This is a genomic window from Pseudomonas sp. AGC41 (assembly GCF_057334555.1).
The window spans coordinates 45,511-61,697 of sequence record NZ_JBHFJB010000153.1; the positions used below are offsets into that span (position 1 = coordinate 45,511).

The 16,187-nt window shown below is 61.0% G+C and carries 20 protein-coding genes; 19 read left to right on the forward strand and 1 reads right to left on the reverse strand.

Features of this window, described 5'->3' with window-relative positions; translation table 11 throughout:
• Positions 1-71 precede the first annotated feature (71 nt).
• Entirely contained in the window at positions 72-650 is a 579-nt protein-coding gene (locus ACE04F_RS25355; RefSeq protein WP_486110412.1) for a Maf family protein, read from the reverse strand.
• A gap of 105 nt (positions 651-755) precedes the next feature.
• On the opposite strand from ACE04F_RS25355, the gene ACE04F_RS25360 reads away from it, so the two are divergent.
• The 19 genes from ACE04F_RS25360 (at position 756) to ACE04F_RS25450 (ending at position 16,173) form a co-directional block, all read left to right on the forward strand.
• Entirely contained in the window at positions 756-1,283 is a 528-nt protein-coding gene (locus ACE04F_RS25360; protein ID WP_003204262.1) for a YceD family protein, read from the forward strand.
• A gap of 13 nt (positions 1,284-1,296) precedes the next feature.
• Positions 1,297-1,479, forward strand: a complete 183-nt coding sequence (gene rpmF / locus ACE04F_RS25365) for a 50S ribosomal protein L32 (RefSeq protein WP_003179396.1) — start codon at positions 1,297-1,299, stop codon at positions 1,477-1,479.
• A 4-nt stretch (positions 1,480-1,483) separates the two neighbouring features.
• A complete protein-coding gene (plsX, locus tag ACE04F_RS25370; RefSeq protein WP_486110413.1) occupies positions 1,484-2,494 on the forward strand; it encodes a phosphate acyltransferase PlsX in 1,011 nt (336 codons plus the stop codon).
• Positions 2,495-2,617: 123 nt separating this feature from the next.
• Entirely contained in the window at positions 2,618-3,556 is a 939-nt protein-coding gene (fabD, locus tag ACE04F_RS25375) for an ACP S-malonyltransferase (RefSeq protein WP_486110414.1), read from the forward strand.
• A gap of 15 nt (positions 3,557-3,571) precedes the next feature.
• A complete protein-coding gene (gene fabG / locus ACE04F_RS25380; protein WP_018613558.1) occupies positions 3,572-4,315 on the forward strand; it encodes a 3-oxoacyl-ACP reductase FabG in 744 nt (247 codons plus the stop codon).
• A gap of 191 nt (positions 4,316-4,506) precedes the next feature.
• A complete protein-coding gene (acpP, locus tag ACE04F_RS25385) occupies positions 4,507-4,743 on the forward strand; it encodes an acyl carrier protein (protein WP_003175607.1) in 237 nt (78 codons plus the stop codon).
• A 108-nt stretch (positions 4,744-4,851) separates the two neighbouring features.
• Positions 4,852-6,096, forward strand: a complete 1,245-nt coding sequence (gene fabF / locus ACE04F_RS25390) for a beta-ketoacyl-ACP synthase II (protein ID WP_305496054.1) — start codon at positions 4,852-4,854, stop codon at positions 6,094-6,096.
• A complete protein-coding gene (gene pabC / locus ACE04F_RS25395; protein ID WP_486110415.1) occupies positions 6,096-6,911 on the forward strand; it encodes an aminodeoxychorismate lyase in 816 nt (271 codons plus the stop codon). The genes fabF and pabC overlap by 1 nt, the downstream gene beginning before the upstream one ends.
• A gap of 3 nt (positions 6,912-6,914) precedes the next feature.
• A complete protein-coding gene (gene mltG, locus ACE04F_RS25400) occupies positions 6,915-8,087 on the forward strand; it encodes an endolytic transglycosylase MltG (RefSeq protein ID WP_486110416.1) in 1,173 nt (390 codons plus the stop codon).
• 19 nt (positions 8,088-8,106) lie between these two features.
• Entirely contained in the window at positions 8,107-8,739 is a 633-nt protein-coding gene (tmk, locus tag ACE04F_RS25405; RefSeq protein ID WP_486110417.1) for a dTMP kinase, read from the forward strand.
• Positions 8,732-9,718, forward strand: a complete 987-nt coding sequence (locus tag ACE04F_RS25410; protein WP_486110418.1) for a DNA polymerase III subunit delta' — start codon at positions 8,732-8,734, stop codon at positions 9,716-9,718. The genes tmk and ACE04F_RS25410 overlap by 8 nt, the downstream gene beginning before the upstream one ends.
• Before the next feature lie 40 nt (positions 9,719-9,758).
• Positions 9,759-10,115, forward strand: a complete 357-nt coding sequence (locus ACE04F_RS25415; RefSeq protein ID WP_305496049.1) for a PilZ domain-containing protein — start codon at positions 9,759-9,761, stop codon at positions 10,113-10,115.
• Between the two features lie 11 nt (positions 10,116-10,126).
• Positions 10,127-10,921 (forward strand): TatD family hydrolase, encoded by a 795-nt coding sequence (locus ACE04F_RS25420; protein WP_305496048.1) that lies wholly within the window; start codon positions 10,127-10,129, stop codon positions 10,919-10,921.
• 383 nt (positions 10,922-11,304) lie between these two features.
• Positions 11,305-11,943, forward strand: a complete 639-nt coding sequence (locus ACE04F_RS25425; RefSeq protein ID WP_003204240.1) for a TetR/AcrR family transcriptional regulator — start codon at positions 11,305-11,307, stop codon at positions 11,941-11,943.
• 137 nt (positions 11,944-12,080) lie between these two features.
• On the forward strand, positions 12,081-13,049 hold the full coding sequence (locus ACE04F_RS25430; protein ID WP_486110419.1) for a GTP 3',8-cyclase MoaA: 969 nt from the start codon (positions 12,081-12,083) through the stop codon (positions 13,047-13,049).
• A 143-nt stretch (positions 13,050-13,192) separates the two neighbouring features.
• Positions 13,193-13,798, forward strand: coding sequence for a DUF4823 domain-containing protein (locus ACE04F_RS25435; RefSeq protein ID WP_434569347.1), 606 nt, complete (start codon positions 13,193-13,195; stop codon positions 13,796-13,798).
• Between the two features lie 16 nt (positions 13,799-13,814).
• Positions 13,815-14,375 carry a DUF1285 domain-containing protein gene (locus tag ACE04F_RS25440; RefSeq protein ID WP_486110420.1) on the forward strand — a complete coding sequence of 187 codons (561 nt, stop codon included), beginning with the start codon at positions 13,815-13,817 and terminating at the stop codon, positions 14,373-14,375.
• Between the two features lie 179 nt (positions 14,376-14,554).
• A complete protein-coding gene (locus ACE04F_RS25445; RefSeq protein WP_305496044.1) occupies positions 14,555-15,301 on the forward strand; it encodes a FadR/GntR family transcriptional regulator in 747 nt (248 codons plus the stop codon).
• Positions 15,298-16,173, forward strand: coding sequence for an SMP-30/gluconolactonase/LRE family protein (locus tag ACE04F_RS25450; RefSeq protein WP_486110421.1), 876 nt, complete (start codon positions 15,298-15,300; stop codon positions 16,171-16,173). Before ACE04F_RS25445 ends, ACE04F_RS25450 begins: the two co-directional genes overlap by 4 nt.
• The last annotated feature ends 14 nt before the right edge of the window (positions 16,174-16,187 follow it).

The following is a 16,187-nucleotide window of genomic DNA, read 5'->3' on the forward strand; positions in this document are numbered from 1 at the left end:
GCGCAGCGGCCCCAAATTTCTGCGGTCGCTGCGCAACCGAGCCCACCCCCCCCCCCCCCCACGGAGGCGGTTCAGGGAACCTCCACACCCTCCGCCAGCAACATATCCACAAGGCGAATCAGCGGCAGGCCGACCAGGCTGGTGGCGTCCGGCCCTTCGGTGCTCTGGAACAGGCTCACGCCCAGGCCTTCGGCCTTGAAGCTGCCGGCGCAGTCGTACGGCTGCTCGGTGCGCAGATAGCGCTCCACGCGAGCCTGATCCAATGTCCGCATGGTTACGGTAAACGGAACGCAATCGACCTGGCAGGCGCCGGTCTGGCTGTTGAGCAGTGCCAGGCCGGTCAGGAAGGTTACCTTGGTCCCGCTGGCGGCCAGCAGTTGCTCGCGGGCGTTCTCGAAGGTGTGGGGCTTGCCCAGGATGCGCTCGCCGAGCACGGCAACCTGATCCGAACCAATGATCAGGTGCGCCGGGTGACGGTCTGCCAGGGCAAGGGCTTTTTCCCGGGCCAGGCGTTTCACCAGTTCGAGCGCGGCTTCGCCGGTGCGATGGCTTTCGTCGATGTCCGGCGAGCTGCAGACGAACGGCAGCCCCAGGCGGGCAAGCAGTTCCCGACGGTAGACCGAGCTTGAGGCAAGTAATAAAGGCAGCATTGGCGTCTCCAGAAGGCAGGAGAGGATTCTAGCGAGGCGTGCAAGTGACGGACAGGGCTGAATTTCCTTTGACATGGCCGGGTGCATCCCTATAATGCTGCGCCTATGTTGAATGACCCGATTCCACCTCACGTTGACCCGCGCAAATTGGCTGACCGTGGCACCACCCTTCAAGGTGAATTGCTGCTGGCCGATTTGAAGAGACTCTGCGACCCGCTTTCCGACGATGTCGGTACGGTCCAGGCCAAATTCGTTTTTGAACGAGATGAACGTAAATCTGTGGTGATCCACAGCTTTATCGACACTGAAGTCAAAATGGTTTGCCAGCGTTGTCTTGAGCTGGTCACCCTGCCGATCCACAGCGAATGCAGTTACGCCGTGGTGAAGGAGGGTGCGAATACCCAGTCGTTGCCGAAAGGTTATGACGTGCTGGAACTGGGCGAAGATCCATTGGATCTGCAGTCACTGATCGAGGAGGAGCTTCTGCTCGCCTTGCCCATTGTGCCTGCTCATCATCCGGAAGAATGCCAGCAGCCGGCGGGAGCAGATGAGCCCGAACCGAGCGAGGACGAGGTAACGCGGTCCAACCCGTTCAGTGTATTGGCGCAGTTAAAGCGTGACCCAAACGTTTAGGAGTTAATCAATTATGGCTGTTCAGCAGAACAAAAAATCCCGCTCTGCCCGTGACATGCGCCGTTCGCACGACGCTCTCGAGGCTAGCACCCTGTCTGTAGAAAAAACCACCGGTGAAGTTCACCTGCGTCACCACGTATCGCCAGAAGGCGTATACCGTGGCCGTAAAGTGATCGACAAGGGCGCCGACGAGTAATCACTTGTCCGCTCAAGTCATCGCAATTGACGCAATGGGCGGGGACTTCGGTCCCCGCAGCATTGTTCAGGCCAGCCTCGCTTGCCTGAATGCTACGCCCTCGCTACACCTGACCCTCGTCGGTCAACCCTCCCTCCTGGAAGAATTACTCAGTGGTTATCCTGCTGCGGATCGCGCGCGCCTGACGATTACCCCGGCGTCCGAAGTCATCGCCATGGACGAGAAGCCTGCCCAGGCTCTGCGCGGCAAGCCCGACGCCTCGATGCGCGTGGCCTTGGAGCTGCTGCGCGACGACAAGGTCCAGGCGTGTGTCAGTGCGGGTAATACCGGGGCGCTGATGGCGCTGTCCCGCTACGTGCTGAAAACCCTGCCAGGGATCGATCGGCCCGCCATGGTCGCGGCGATCCCGACCCAGCGCGGTTTCTGCCAGCTATTGGACCTGGGCGCCAATGTCGACTGCAGCGCCGAGCATTTGCTGCAGTTCGCGGTGATGGGCTCGGTCGCGGCTGAAACCCTCGGCATCGCTCGCCCTCGCGTGGCACTGCTGAATATCGGCACCGAAGACATCAAGGGTAATCAGCAGGTCAAGCTTGCGGCCACATTGTTGCAAAGCGCCCGGGGCATCAATTACATCGGTTTTGTCGAGGGTGACGGGTTATATCGCGGCGAGGCTGACGTGGTGGTATGCGACGGTTTTGTCGGCAATATCCTGCTCAAGTCCAGCGAAGGCCTGGCTACCATGATTGGTAGCCGCATCGAGGCCTTGTTCAAGCAGAACCTGGCTTCCAGGGCGGTGGGTGCGCTGGCACTGCCGCTGATGCGTCGTCTGCAGGCGGATCTGGCCCCGGCGCGGCACAATGGCGCGAGTTTTCTCGGGCTGCAGGGCATCGTGATCAAGAGTCATGGTTCGGCTGGGGTGCAGGGGTTTCAGAGTGCAATCAACCGGGCGGTGATCGAAATCGAGGAAAACCTGCCTGAGCGCCTGCATGGCCGTCTTGAAGATTTGTTAACTTAGGCGTTTTCGTCCGACAATGCTTAAATGTGACCGGTCGGTTCAACCCGCCATCCAACTGTCAGTTTCCTAGCGCCCCCAGGGGCGTCAATTTTTGACGACAAGATCATTAGGGGCTTTGTTTTCATGTCTGCTTCCCTCGCATTCGTCTTTCCAGGACAGGGCTCGCAGTCCCTCGGCATGCTGGCCGAGCTGGGCGCGCAATACCCGCTGATCCTGGAAACATTCAAAGAAGCATCCGATGCACTCGGCTACGACTTGTGGGCACTGACCCAGCAAGGGCCGGAAGAGCAACTCAATCAAACCGATAAGACCCAGCCCGCGATCCTGACCGCCTCCATTGCGCTGTGGCGCCTGTGGCTGGCTGAAGGTGGCGCGCGTCCGGCGTTTGTCGCCGGCCACAGCCTGGGCGAATACAGTGCCCTGGTGGCGGCTGGCAGCCTGAGCCTTGGCGACGCGGTCAAGCTGGTGGAGCGGCGTGGCCAGTTGATGCAGGAAGCGGTTCCGGCCGGGCAGGGTGGCATGGCCGCTATCCTCGGCCTGGAAGACGCCGATGTGTTGGCAGCCTGTGCCGAAGCGGCGCAAGGCGATGTGGTCAGCGCGGTGAATTTCAACTCGCCGGGCCAGGTGGTCATTGCCGGCGCCAAGGCGGCTGTCGAGCGCGCGATCGAAGGTTGCAAGGCCCGTGGCGCCAAGCGCGCGATGCCCTTGCCGGTCAGCGTTCCGTCGCACTGCGAGCTGATGCGCCCGGCCGCCGAGCGTTTTGCCGAATCCATCGCCGCCATCGACTGGCAGGCGCCGCAGATTCCCGTGGTCCAGAATGTCAGCGCCGACGTGGCGCCGGATCTCGAGACCCTCAAGCGCGATCTGCTGGAACAACTCTACAAGCCGGTTCGCTGGGTCGAGTCGGTGCAGACCCTGGCAGCCAAGGGCGCGACCGAACTGGTCGAGTGCGGCCCTGGCAAGGTGCTGGCAGGTCTGAACAAACGCTGCGCCGAAGGCGTGTCGACTTCCAATCTCAACACCCCAGACGCTTTCGCTGCCGCTCGCGCAGCGCAAGCCTGAACAGGAGAAGCTTGCATGAGTCTGCAAGGTAAAGTTGCACTGGTGACCGGTGCAAGCCGCGGCATCGGCCAGGCTATCGCACTGGAATTGGGTCGCCAAGGCGCCATTGTCATCGGCACCGCGACTTCCGCTTCAGGCGCCGAGCGTATCGCCGCGACCTTGAAGGAAAACGGTATCCAGGGCACCGGCCTTGAGCTGAATGTCACCAGCGACGAATCTGTTGCGGCGGTTCTGGCAAGCATCCAGGAGCAGTTCGGCGCTCCGGCGATCCTGGTCAATAATGCCGGCATCACTCGCGATAACCTGATGATGCGCATGAAAGATGACGAATGGTTCGATGTGGTCGATACCAACTTGAACAGCCTGTATCGGCTGTCCAAGGGCGTTCTGCGTGGCATGACCAAGGCCCGTTGGGGCCGAATTATCAGTATCGGCTCGGTTGTGGGTGCCATGGGCAACGCTGGCCAAGTAAACTATGCTGCGGCTAAAGCCGGCCTGGAAGGTTTCAGCCGTGCGCTGGCACGGGAAGTCGGTTCGCGCTCGATTACGGTAAACTCGGTTGCACCGGGTTTCATCGACACCGACATGACCCGCGAACTGCCGGAAGCACAGCGTGAAGCTTTGTTGACACAGATTCCGCTGGGCCGTCTGGGGCAAGCTCAAGAAATCGCGTCCGTGGTCGCTTTTCTTGCTTCGGACGGTGCGGCATACGTGACTGGGGCTACAATCCCGGTAAACGGCGGGATGTACATGAGTTAAATGTGACGGATTGCTTCAAAAAAATGTCATACGAGCTGTCTAAAATCCGTTATAAAGCTGCAATCTATTTATAGGCGGCGGGCCCCAGGGTTCGAGGAGTGAAGCTTTCGGTTGAAAAACCGAAAAGTCTTTCTATACACTTACCCACCGGCCAGCTGCCTGAATTTGTCCATTAGGAGTGAAAACAAGGTATGAGCACCATCGAAGAGCGCGTCAAGAAAATCGTTGCCGAGCAACTGGGCGTTAAAGAAGAAGAAGTTGTGAACACCGCTTCCTTCGTCGAAGACCTGGGTGCCGACTCCCTTGACACCGTTGAGCTGGTGATGGCTCTGGAAGAGGAATTCGAGACCGAGATTCCTGACGAAGAAGCTGAAAAGATCACTACTGTACAAGCTGCTATCGACTACGTTACCAGCCACCAGGCGTAATCGTATTCAGTCGTCGCTAGCTGTCATGGAAAAACCGCACTGCCATTTCGGCGTGCGGTTTTTTCTTTAGGCCTGATGCAAAGTCGTCATTTGAAAAAGGAGAGTGCTGTGTCGCGTAGACGCGTCGTAGTCACCGGTATGGGTATGTTGTCGCCACTGGGCACGGATGTGCCGAGCAGCTGGCAGGGCATTCTGGCTGGCCGTAGTGGCATTGGTCTGATCGAACACACCGACCTTTCTGCCTATTCCACCCGTTTTGGCGGCTCGGTAAAGGGTTTCAATGTCGAGGAATACCTGTCGGTCAAGGAAGCCCGCAAGCTTGACCTGTTCATTCAATACGGCCTGGCAGCCGGTTTCCAGGCGGTGCGCAATGCCGGGTTGGAAGTCACCGACGCCAACCGTGAGCGCATCGGCGTGGCCATGGGTTCGGGTATTGGCGGCTTGACCAATATCGAAGAAACCAGCCGCACGCTGCATGATTCCGGACCGCGACGGATTTCGCCATTCTTCGTGCCGGGCTCGATCATCAATATGATTTCCGGTTTCCTGTCCATCCACCTCGGTGCACAGGGACCCAACTACGCCATCGCTACCGCCTGCACCACGGGCACCCACTGCATCGGCATGGCCGCGCGCAACATCATGTACGACGAAGCTGACGTGATGATTGCCGGTGGTGCCGAAATGGCCGCCTGCGGCCTCGGCATGGGCGGTTTCGGCGCGTCCCGGGCGCTGTCGACCCGCAACGATGAGCCGGACCGGGCCAGCCGCCCGTGGGACAAGGGTCGCGATGGTTTCGTACTGTCGGACGGCGCCGGTGCGCTGGTGCTCGAAGAACTTGAACACGCCAAGGCGCGTGGCGCGACCATCTATGCCGAACTGATCGGCTTCGGTACCAGCGGCGATGCGTTCCACATGACCTCGCCACCGGCTGATGGCGCCGGTGCGGCTCGTTGCATCACCAATGCCTTGCGCGACGCCAAGCTCAATCCAGGGCAGGTCCAGTACATCAACGCCCATGGCACGTCGACCCCGGCCGGCGATCTGGCCGAAGCCCAGGCCATCAAGACCGTGTTCGGCGACCACGCCTACAAACTGGCTGTCAGCTCGACCAAATCGATGACCGGCCACCTGTTGGGCGCGGCAGGTGCGGTGGAAGCGATCTTCAGCGTACTGGCGATCAACAGCCAGGTGGCGCCGCCGACCATCAACCTCGATGAGCCGGACGAGGGTTGCGACCTCGACTTCGTGCCGCATACCGCCCGCAGCATGGACATCGATGTCGTGTTGTCCAATTCCTTCGGCTTCGGCGGGACCAACGGCTCGCTGGTGTTCCGCCGGTTCGCCGGTTGATGGAAAGCTGGGTCGACGGTCAGCCGGCTGACGCTCTGTCGCTGAAAGATCGCGGCCTGGCCTACGGTGATGGGTTGTTCGAAACCATCGCCGTGCGGGACGGTAAGCTCGTTCTGCTTGAGGGGCATCTGCAACGCCTCGCGTCGGGATGCCGACGGTTGGCAATCAGTGTCGATCAGCTGGTATTGAACGCGGAACTGCGAGCCTATGCGCAGCAGCTTGGCGATGGCGTTCTGAAACTGATCGTGACCCGTGGCGACAGCCTGCGCGGCTATGCCGCCAATCCTTCAGCCCAGGCCCGCCGCATCTTGCAGGGCAGCCCGCCGGCGGCCTATCCGCTGGCCCATGCCGAGCAAGGCGTTCAGCTGTTTCCTTGCACTACACGCCTGTCCGAGCAACCGTTGCTCGCCGGCCTCAAACACCTCAATCGCCTTGAACAAGTGCTGGCCCGCGCCGAGTGGAGCGACACCGAGCATGCCGAAGGCTTAATGCTGGATATGTCCGGGCGGGTGATCGAAGGCGTGTTCAGCAATCTGTTCATGGTGCGCGACGGAGCGCTGATCACGGCGGATTTGAGCCGTTGTGGTGTCGCCGGGGTGATGCGCGGGCAATTATTGTTTCAAGCCGAGTCTGATGGCATCGCTACTCAGGTCACCGATATCCGCCTCGAACAACTGCACCAGGCCGACGAGGTCTTTGTCTGCAACAGCGTTTATGGCGTGTGGCCGGTACGCGGATGCGGTTCGGCGCGCTGGTCGGTTGGCCCGCTCACCCGTAAACTGCAGACCCTTGCCCGTGCGCTATTGGATGCTTGATTCGTGAGACGTAAATTCTTGCTGCTGCTGGAAGTCGGACTGGTTCTGGCGGGGCTGTTGCTGGGCGCTTCGGCGTGGAAAATTCATTCGGCGCTGCAGCAGCCATTGAACATCACCCAGGAAGAACTGCTTGACGTACCCAGCGGCACCACGCCGACCGGAACGCTCAATCGCCTGGAAGCCGATGGCCTGATCAAGGATGCGTTCTGGCTGCGGGTCTACTGGCGCTTCAACCTCGCCGGCCAGCCACTGCACTCCGGCGAATACCGGATGGTGCCGGGTATGACGATGGACGGCCTGATCGGTGTCTGGAAGCGTGGTGACGTCGTGCAGTACAGCGTCACCCTGGTGGAGGGCTGGAATTTCCGTCAGGTTCGCGCAGCGCTGGCCAAGGATGAGAAGCTCCAGCAGACCCTCGCCGGCCTGAGCGACAGCCAGGTGATGGACCGTCTTGGCCATTCCGGGATATTTCCCGAAGGCCGGTTCTTCCCGGATACCTATCGGTTCGTGCGCGGTACGTCGGATGCCGATCTGCTGAAGAAAGCCTACGATCGGCTGGAAGAGGTACTCGCCAAGGAGTGGGCGCAACGGGCCGCCGATGTTCCTTACAAACAGCCCTATCAGGCGCTGATCATGGCTTCCCTGATCGAGAAGGAAACCGGTGTGCCCCAGGAGCGTGGCCAGATCGCCGGGGTGTTCGTGCGCCGCTTGCGCCTGGGCATGTTGTTGCAGACCGATCCCACCGTAATCTATGGCCTGGGGGAGCGCTACACCGGCAAGCTCACCCGCGCCCATCTGAAAGAACCGAATCCCTACAACACCTATCTGGTTCCAGGGCTGCCGCCGACGCCGATCGCGATGGTCGGGCGCGAGGCGATTCATGCGGCGTTGAACCCGGCGGACGGCAACAGCCTTTATTTCGTGGCCCGCGGCGATGGCAGCCATGTGTTTTCCGACGACCTGGAAACGCACAACAACGCGGTGCGCGAATACCAGCTCAAGCGCCGCGCCGATTATCGCTCCAGCCCGGCCCCGGTTGCGCCGGACGATGTGGCGCCGATTCCCGCCGCTTCACCTGATACGGCGCCTGAAGCCGTGCCCCAGGTGCCGCCTCAGGAGCCCGCGCCGCAACCTGCCCCCGAAGCGAATGCCAGCGAGCCGCCGAGCCCGCAATGACTCTGATTAAGGATCGCCCGTGACTGGCTTGTTTATAACCCTGGAAGGCCCCGAAGGCGCCGGCAAGAGCACCAACCGCGAATACCTCGCCGAACGTTTGCGCGCTGAAGGCATCGAGGTGCTGTTGACCCGTGAGCCGGGCGGCACGCCGCTGGCCGAGCGGATTCGCGAGGTGCTGCTGGCACCCCTTGACGAGGTCATGAACCCCGACACCGAGCTGTTGCTGGTTTTCGCCGCCCGGGCGCAACATCTGGCCGAGGTGATCCGCCCGGCGCTGGCCCGTGGCGCGGTGGTGCTGTGTGATCGCTTCACCGATTCGACCTACGCCTACCAGGGGGGCGGCCGAGGCTTGTCCCTTGAACGCATCGCCGCGTTGGAAACCTTTGTCCAGGCGGACCTGCGGCCAGACCTGACCCTGGTGTTCGACTTGCCGGTGGACATCGGCCTGGCCCGCGCCAGCGCCCGGGGGCGGCTCGATCGCTTCGAGCTGGAAGGGCAGGCTTTCTTCAACGCCGTGCGCAACGCCTTCCTGGAGCGTGCCCAGGCTGATCCGGCGCGTTACCTGCTGATCGACGCCGCCCAGCCGCTGGCGCAGGTCCAGCAGTCGCTGGATGGTCTGCTGCCGCGTCTGCTGGAGCGTGCCCGTGGCTGAAGCCTATCCGTGGCAGGACAGCCTCTGGCAGCAATTGGCCGGGCGTGCCCAGCATGCCCATGCCTACCTGCTGCACGGTCCGGCCGGGATCGGCAAGCGGGCCCTGGCCGAGCGCCTGATGGCGAGCCTGTTGTGCCAGGCCCCGGCGGCCGCGGGCGCCTGCGACGGATGCAAGTCCTGCCTGCTGCTCAAGGCCGGTAGCCATCCAGACAACTACGTGCTGGAGCCTGAAGAGGCGGACAAGGCGATCAAGGTCGACCAAGTCCGGGACCTGGTGAGTTTCGTTGTCCAGACCGCGCAGATGGGCGGGCGCAAGGTTGTGCTGATCGAACCGGTCGAGTCGATGAACATCAACGCTGCCAATGCCTTGCTCAAGAGTCTCGAAGAGCCTTCCGGGAATACCGTCCTGCTGTTGGTCAGCCACCAGCCGAGTCGGTTGCTGCCGACCATCAAGAGCCGTTGCGTGCAGCAGGCTTGCCCGCTGCCCAGCGAGGCCATGAGCCTGCAGTGGCTGGGCCAGGCCTTGCCTGACAGCAGCCATGAGGAGCGTGTCGAGCTGCTGACCCTGGCCGCCGGTTCGCCACTGGCGGCCGTCAGCCTCCAGGCCCAGGGCGTGCGTGAGCAGCGGGCACTGGTAGTGGACGGCGTCAAGAAGCTGCTCAAGCAACAGCAGTCGCCGACGCAACTGGCCGAGGGCTGGAACGCCATTCCGTTGCTGCTGCTGTTTGACTGGTTCTGCGACTGGTCGAGCCTGATCCTGCGTTATCAGCTCACCGAGGACGAGGCAGGGCTGGGACTGGCGGACATGCGCAAGGTGATCCAGTACCTGGCGCAAAAAAGCAGCCAGGACAAAATTCTGAACATTCAGGACTGGATCCTTGCCCAACGCCAAAAGGTGCTGAGCAAGGCCAACCTCAATCGCGTCCTGTTGCTGGAGGCGCTGTTGGTGCAATGGGCAAGTTTGCCTGGTCGTAACTGACAGGCACACTAGACTCAGCTCAATTGCAGCGGAGATCAGCATGAACGAACCTGTCAGCCCCGGGCCACGCAATGGCATTCTGTCCCTGACCATCAAGGACAAGTCGGTGCTCTACGCCGCCTACATGCCCTTCATCAGAAACGGTGGCCTGTTCATTCCCACCAACAAGAATTATCGCCTGGGCGACGAGGTGTTCATGCTGTTGAGCCTGATGGACGAACCGGAGAAAATCCCGGTCGCCGGCAAGGTGATCTGGCTCACCCCCAAAGGCGCCCAGGGCAACCGGGCGGCCGGGGTTGGCGTGCAGTTCAACGAAGGCGACAACTCGGCCCGCAATCAGATCGAAACCCACCTGGCCGGAACCCTCAAGTCCGACCGTCCTACCCATACGATGTAGCCTGGCCCCATATGCTCGTAGATTCCCATTGTCACCTTGATCGCCTCGACCTCGCCGCCCATGGCGGTTCGCTGGACGCCGCACTGGATGCCGCACGCCAACGAGGCGTCGGGCATTTCCTGTGCATTGGTGTCAGCGCCGACAACGCCGCCGACGTCAAGGTCCTGGCCGACCGTTATGCGGATGTCGATTGTTCGGTCGGCATCCACCCGCTGGACGTGCAGCCCGATGCCGCGCCGGCCCTGGACTGGCTGCTGCACGAGCTCGACCATCCTCGGGTGGTGGCCATTGGCGAGACCGGCCTCGATTATCACTACGAGCCGGAGGCCGCCGAGGTGCAGCAGGCTTCGTTCCGCTTGCACCTGGAAGCGGCTCGTCAGACGGGCAAGCCGGTAATCATCCACACCCGCGGTGCCCGCGCCGACACCCTGGATCTGCTGCGCGACGCGGCGTTGCCCCAGGCGGGCGTGCTGCATTGCTTCACCGAGGACTGGGACATGGCCAAGGCTGCGCTGGACATGGGCTATTACATCTCCCTGTCCGGAATAGTCACGTTTCGCAATGCCGATGCCCTGCGTGACGTCGCCAGCAAAGTGCCGGCCGATCGATTGCTGGTGGAGACCGATTCGCCCTACCTGGCGCCAATACCCTATCGCGGCAAGCCGAACCTTCCCCAGTATGTACGCGAGGTGGCCGAGTTCCTGGCCATGTTGCGCGGTGAATCCTATGAGCGGTTCGCGCAGCAGACCACGGAAAACTTCAAGCGCCTGTTCCCCCTGGCGCATGTCGGTTCGCCGAGGGCCTGAATCACGGACAAAAAAAACCCGGGTTCTGGGGGGTGAATCCGGGTTAAGACCATTAGGAGTAAACAAAGGCACTCGGTCCGTTGGTACCTTTATCGGCGCGTCACTTGGGGGAGATGTCACGCCGACAGTTCAAGTATTGATCACTGTGGCGATGCGTCCAGTGTGGTTGCGGCGGTTTTTAAACAAATTTGGAATACGCTCGCTTCGGATAGGTTCTCACTGTCCTGTTCACCTGCCAGTACGGTAGGGTGCCAGGTAAACGGAGGAGTCGGGACTGCACGGTTTTCCGCAAAACACTGATCGAAAATGGATGATCCGTGCATTTTTGCGTAATTTAGGCATAATACCCGGCTTCGAATTTTGACCCTTCAGACCTTTTTCTTATGCACAAAGAACCCCGTAAGGTCCGTGAGTTTCGTCGCCGCGAGCAGGAAATTCTCGACACCGCGCTCAAGTTGTTCCTCGACCAGGGTGAAGACAGTGTCACCGTCGAGATGATTGCGGATGCCGTGGGTATCGGCAAAGGCACGATTTATAAACATTTCAAATCCAAGGCCGAGATCTACCTGCGGCTGATGCTCGATTACGAGCGCGATTTGAACGAGTTGTTGCATTCGGCCGATGTGGACAAGGACAAGGAAGCGCTATCCCGGGCCTATTTCGAGTTCCGCATGCGCGACCCGCAGCGTTACCGCTTGTTCGATCGCCTGGAAGAGAAGGTGGTCAAGGGCAACCAGGTGCCGGAAATGGTCGAGGAGCTGCACAAGATCCGCGCTTCCAACTTCGAACGCCTGACCCTGCTGATCAAGGGCCGGATCAGCGAAGGCAAGCTCGAAGATGTGCCGCCGTATTTCCATTACTGCGCGGCCTGGGCGCTGGTGCATGGCGCCGTGGCGCTGTATCACTCGCCGTTCTGGAGCAATGTGCTTGAAGATCAGGAAGGCTTCTTCCAATTCCTGATGGACATTGGCGTGCGCATGGGCAACAAGCGCAAGCGCGACACCGACGTCCCGAGCAGTTGAGGCATTCAGCTGTCTGATTGCGCCATGTCTGCTTACATGGCGCATTGCCCGAGGAATATACTCAGGCTTGGGTCTTGTAGAAATCTGATTTTTAGGTCAGGTTTTACAGGCCCGATTCTTCTTTCGCCGGAGTCATCATGATCGTTGACCGTCAAGGCAGGCGTTTTCGCAATTTGCGGATCAGCCTGACTTCAGCCTGCAACTATGCCTGTACCTACTGCGTGCCAGACGGCAAGCGGCTGGTGGCTGCGCAGGACGAACTGTCGGCCGAGGCCATGGCGCGGGGCGTGGCCTATCTGATCGAAGCCGCCGGCATCGAGCGGCTGCGCATCACCGGTGGAGAGCCACTGGTCAGCCCCAAGCTGGAAAGCTTCATGACGGCGGTGGGGCAGATGGGGCTGCAGGACATCAGCCTGACCACCAATGGTCAGCTGCTGGCAAAGAAGCTGCCGCTGCTGGTCAATGCCGGTATCCGTCGCATCAACGTCTCACTCGATACCCTGGACCCCGTGGCGTTTCGCAGCATCGCCCGTGGTGGCGACCTGGCGACCGTGCTGGACGGCATGGAGCAGGCCCGGGCGGCGGGAATGAAGATCAAGGTCAACATGGTGCCGTTGCGCGGGCAGAACCTGGACCAGGTGATGCCGCTGCTCCAGTACTGTCTGGAGCGTGGTTATGAGTTGCGTTTCATCGAGTTGATGCGCATGGGCCACCTGGCCAAGGACTCCAACGCGTTCCTTCAACAATTCGTCAGCCTGCAGCAGCTGCTGGGCCTGATTGGCGACCAATACGAATATCTGCAGGCCGATGCGTCGGTCGATGCCACGGCTGTGCGTTACGAGATTCCGGGGTTGGGGCACTTCGGTGTGATCGCCAACGAAAGCGTGCCGTTCTGCCGCACCTGTTCGCGGCTGCGGCTGTCTTCCACGGGCTGGCTGCATGGCTGCCTGTCGTCGAGTAACCGTCACTACGTTGGCGATCTGTTGGACAAACCGCGTCACCAGGCATTGCCAGCGCTCCAGCGGCTGTTGGTCAAGGCGCTGGGGGACAAGCAGGAAGTGGCGTTCTCCGGCGGTGCGACCATCATGAAGATCATCGGCGGCTGAACAGCGGCTTTTGAGATGAGGGAGCCAGCGCCCCCACCACAGATGTCCAAAGTCTGAAAAAACCGGACATTCGTAGAGCTGGCGCAAAAGCTGCATCCCATGGCCATTCGCCGGTTTTCCGTCACCGGTTTTTGGAGGGTAGGATGCGTAGCCTGTTTTTGCTGCTGGCCGTTTTGACGCTGGGTGGCTGCATGAATGTCAGCGACATGGGGGAGGGCGTTCGTTATCACATGAGCGACGCCGGCCTGCTGGACCATAGCGACAGCCGTCGGGTGAACAACCTGCGTATTCAGCCGGATTCCTTCATCTACATTGCCCAGGGTGCTTTTGCTCCGCCAGGCAGCGCTTATCCGCGGCCCAATGTCGTGGCTGAAGAAGCGTTCAACGGTTTCATCGAGTATTTCCCCATGGTTCGTCGCGCCCGGGTCCCGGAAGGCCTCGACCAGGCGATGGGCGAAGCGCGTGCCGCCGGTGCTCACTACTTGCTGTATACCCGCTTCGCCAAGGCGGATAACCGCATCGGCAACACCGACGAATGGCTGGACGAAGAAGCCGTGGATCGACTGGGTGTCGATACCGGTGTTATTCAGATCATGTTGATCGAGACCAGCACCCAGTATTTGATTGATACTGCGCGTATCAAAAGTCGTGGCGGTTTACTGACGTTGCACGACAAACAGCCAGAAGACTTGATCGCCGCCCCACTGCGTGAATATGCCCGCACCTTGCTGGGGATAAGCGACCAGTAAAATTCAAGGAGTCACCATGAGCGGACCGCAAAAAGCCAATGACCTGCTGGGACAGATCCCGAAGACCAAAGGCCTGCCGCCGGTCCACTTGTGGAACCCTGACTTCTGCGGCGACATCGACATGCGCATCGCCCGTGATGGCACCTGGTATTACCTGGGCACGCCGATAGGGCGCAAGCCGATGGTCAAGCTGTTCTCCACCATCATTCGCCGCGACGGCGATGATTATTTCCTGATTACCCCTGTGGAAAAAGTTGGCATCAAAGTCGACGACGCCCCGTTCGTGGCCGTGACCCTTGAGGTCGAGGGGGAGGGGGAAGGGCAGTTGTTGCGCTTTACTACCAATGTCGAGGAAACCACCGAAGCCGGCCCCGATCATCCGATGCGGGTGGTCATCGACCCCCAGACCCAGGAGCCCGCGCCCTACATCCACGTGCGCAGCAACCTCGAAGCGCTGATTCATCGCAACGTGTTCTATCAATTGGTGGAGCTGGCGGTCAGTCGCGAGATTGAGGGCCAGCGCTGGTTGGGCGTGTGGAGTGGCGGCGTGTTTTTCCCCATCGGCCTTGAGCCATGAATCCTGCCTGTGGGAGCGAGCCTGCTCGCGAAAGCGGTGTGTCAGCCAAGACGATGTTGGATGTGCGGGAGCTATCGCGAGCAAGCTCGCTCCTACAGTAGTTGCGAAAATTCAAATTGACACCCAATCATATGATGATTAGCGTGGGCGCCTGATAAGAAAAAGCCCACGGGGTAGTCATGTCCAGCAGTTTTCACGCGTCGACCGTCGATTGGCTGGGTGGCTGGATTGCCGCCGGCCAGGTCAAGCCTGGGCAAACCATCAAGGTCGAGGCCGATCTGGGCGAGCAACTGGGCGTCAGCCGCACGGTGATCCGTGAGGCAATCAAGACGCTGGTGGCCAAAGGCATGTTGGAAGTCGGCCCGAAAGTCGGCACGCGGGTACTGCCGGTGCGCCGCTGGAACCTGTTCGACCCGCAGGTGGTTGGCTGGCTGTCACGTAGCGGCCTGCCGGAAAACTTCGTCGACGACCTGCTGGACCTGCGGCGCACCATCGAACCGATGGCGGTGCGCTGGGCCTGCGAACGGGCGACGGCTGATCAGGTGCAGGCGATCCGCCTGGCTTATCATGCGCTGGAGCGGGCGGTGGACAGCGGCGCTGATTACAACCTCGCCGACCAGTTTTTCCACGAATGCATTCTCGCCGCCAGCCACAATCAATTCATCGAACAGATGGTCCCGGCCCTGGGCGCGTTGCTGGCGGTCTCGTTCGAGGTGTCGGCGGCCGATCCGGACGAACTGCGGCGCACCTTGCCGATACACAAGGATATCGCCGAAGCCATCGCCGAGCGCGACGCGGCGCGCGGCGTCTGGGCCTGCATGACCCTGATCGATAACGCTGACCTGGCCATCAAGCGCTTCTACCCCGACGTCATGGCCGGTCGAACAGACAATACCGGGCGAGCCGGGAACGGGAGGTTGCAATGAACTGGACGGCTGTGACGGAACATCGGGCAAAACTGGGCGAGGGACCGTTCTGGGACGAGCCGACCCAGGCGCTGTATTGGGTTGATATCGCCGGCAAGCAGGCGCTGCGGCTGATCGGCGCCAATGTACAGATCTGGCAGATGCCCGAACACGTTTCCGCCTTCATCCCGACCCAGAGCGGCGATGCGTTGGTGACATTGAGCAGTGGCGTCTATCGACTGGACCTGGATTCGCCTGGGCTGGAGCCGCGCCTGAAGCTGCTGTGCATGGCCGATCCCCAGCCTGGCAATCGTGCCAATGAAGCGCGCTGTGATGCGCTGGGCCAGCTTTGGCTGGGGACCATGCAAAACAACATCGGTGAAGAGGGCGAGGACCTGCCCATCGAGCGACGTTCCGGCGGCCTGTTCCGTGTCGGCGGCGATGGCCGGGTGATGCCCCTGCTGCGCGGGCTGGGCATTCCAAACACGCTGCTATGGAGCCCCGATGGCACGACGGTGTATTTCGGTGAGAGCCTCGATGGCACGCTGTATCGGCACTTCATCTACCCCGACGGCAGACTCGCGCCCGCGGAGGTCTGGTTCGGCCCCCATTCCCGTGGCGGGCCGGACGGTTCGGCGATGGATGCGCAAGGTTACATCTGGAACGCTCGCTGGGATGGCAGTTGCCTGCTGCGGCTGCATCCGGACGGCCATGTCGATCGGGTGATCGAGTTGCCGGTCAGCCGTCCCACCAGTTGCGTATTCGGTGGGCACGACCTGCGGACGCTGTACATCACCAGTGCGCAAAGTCCGCTTGGGCATCCGCTGGACGGTGCGGTGCTATCCATGCGAGTGGACGTGCCGGGCGTGGCTTGTACCAGGTTTGCCGGCTAAATCCCAAAATATGG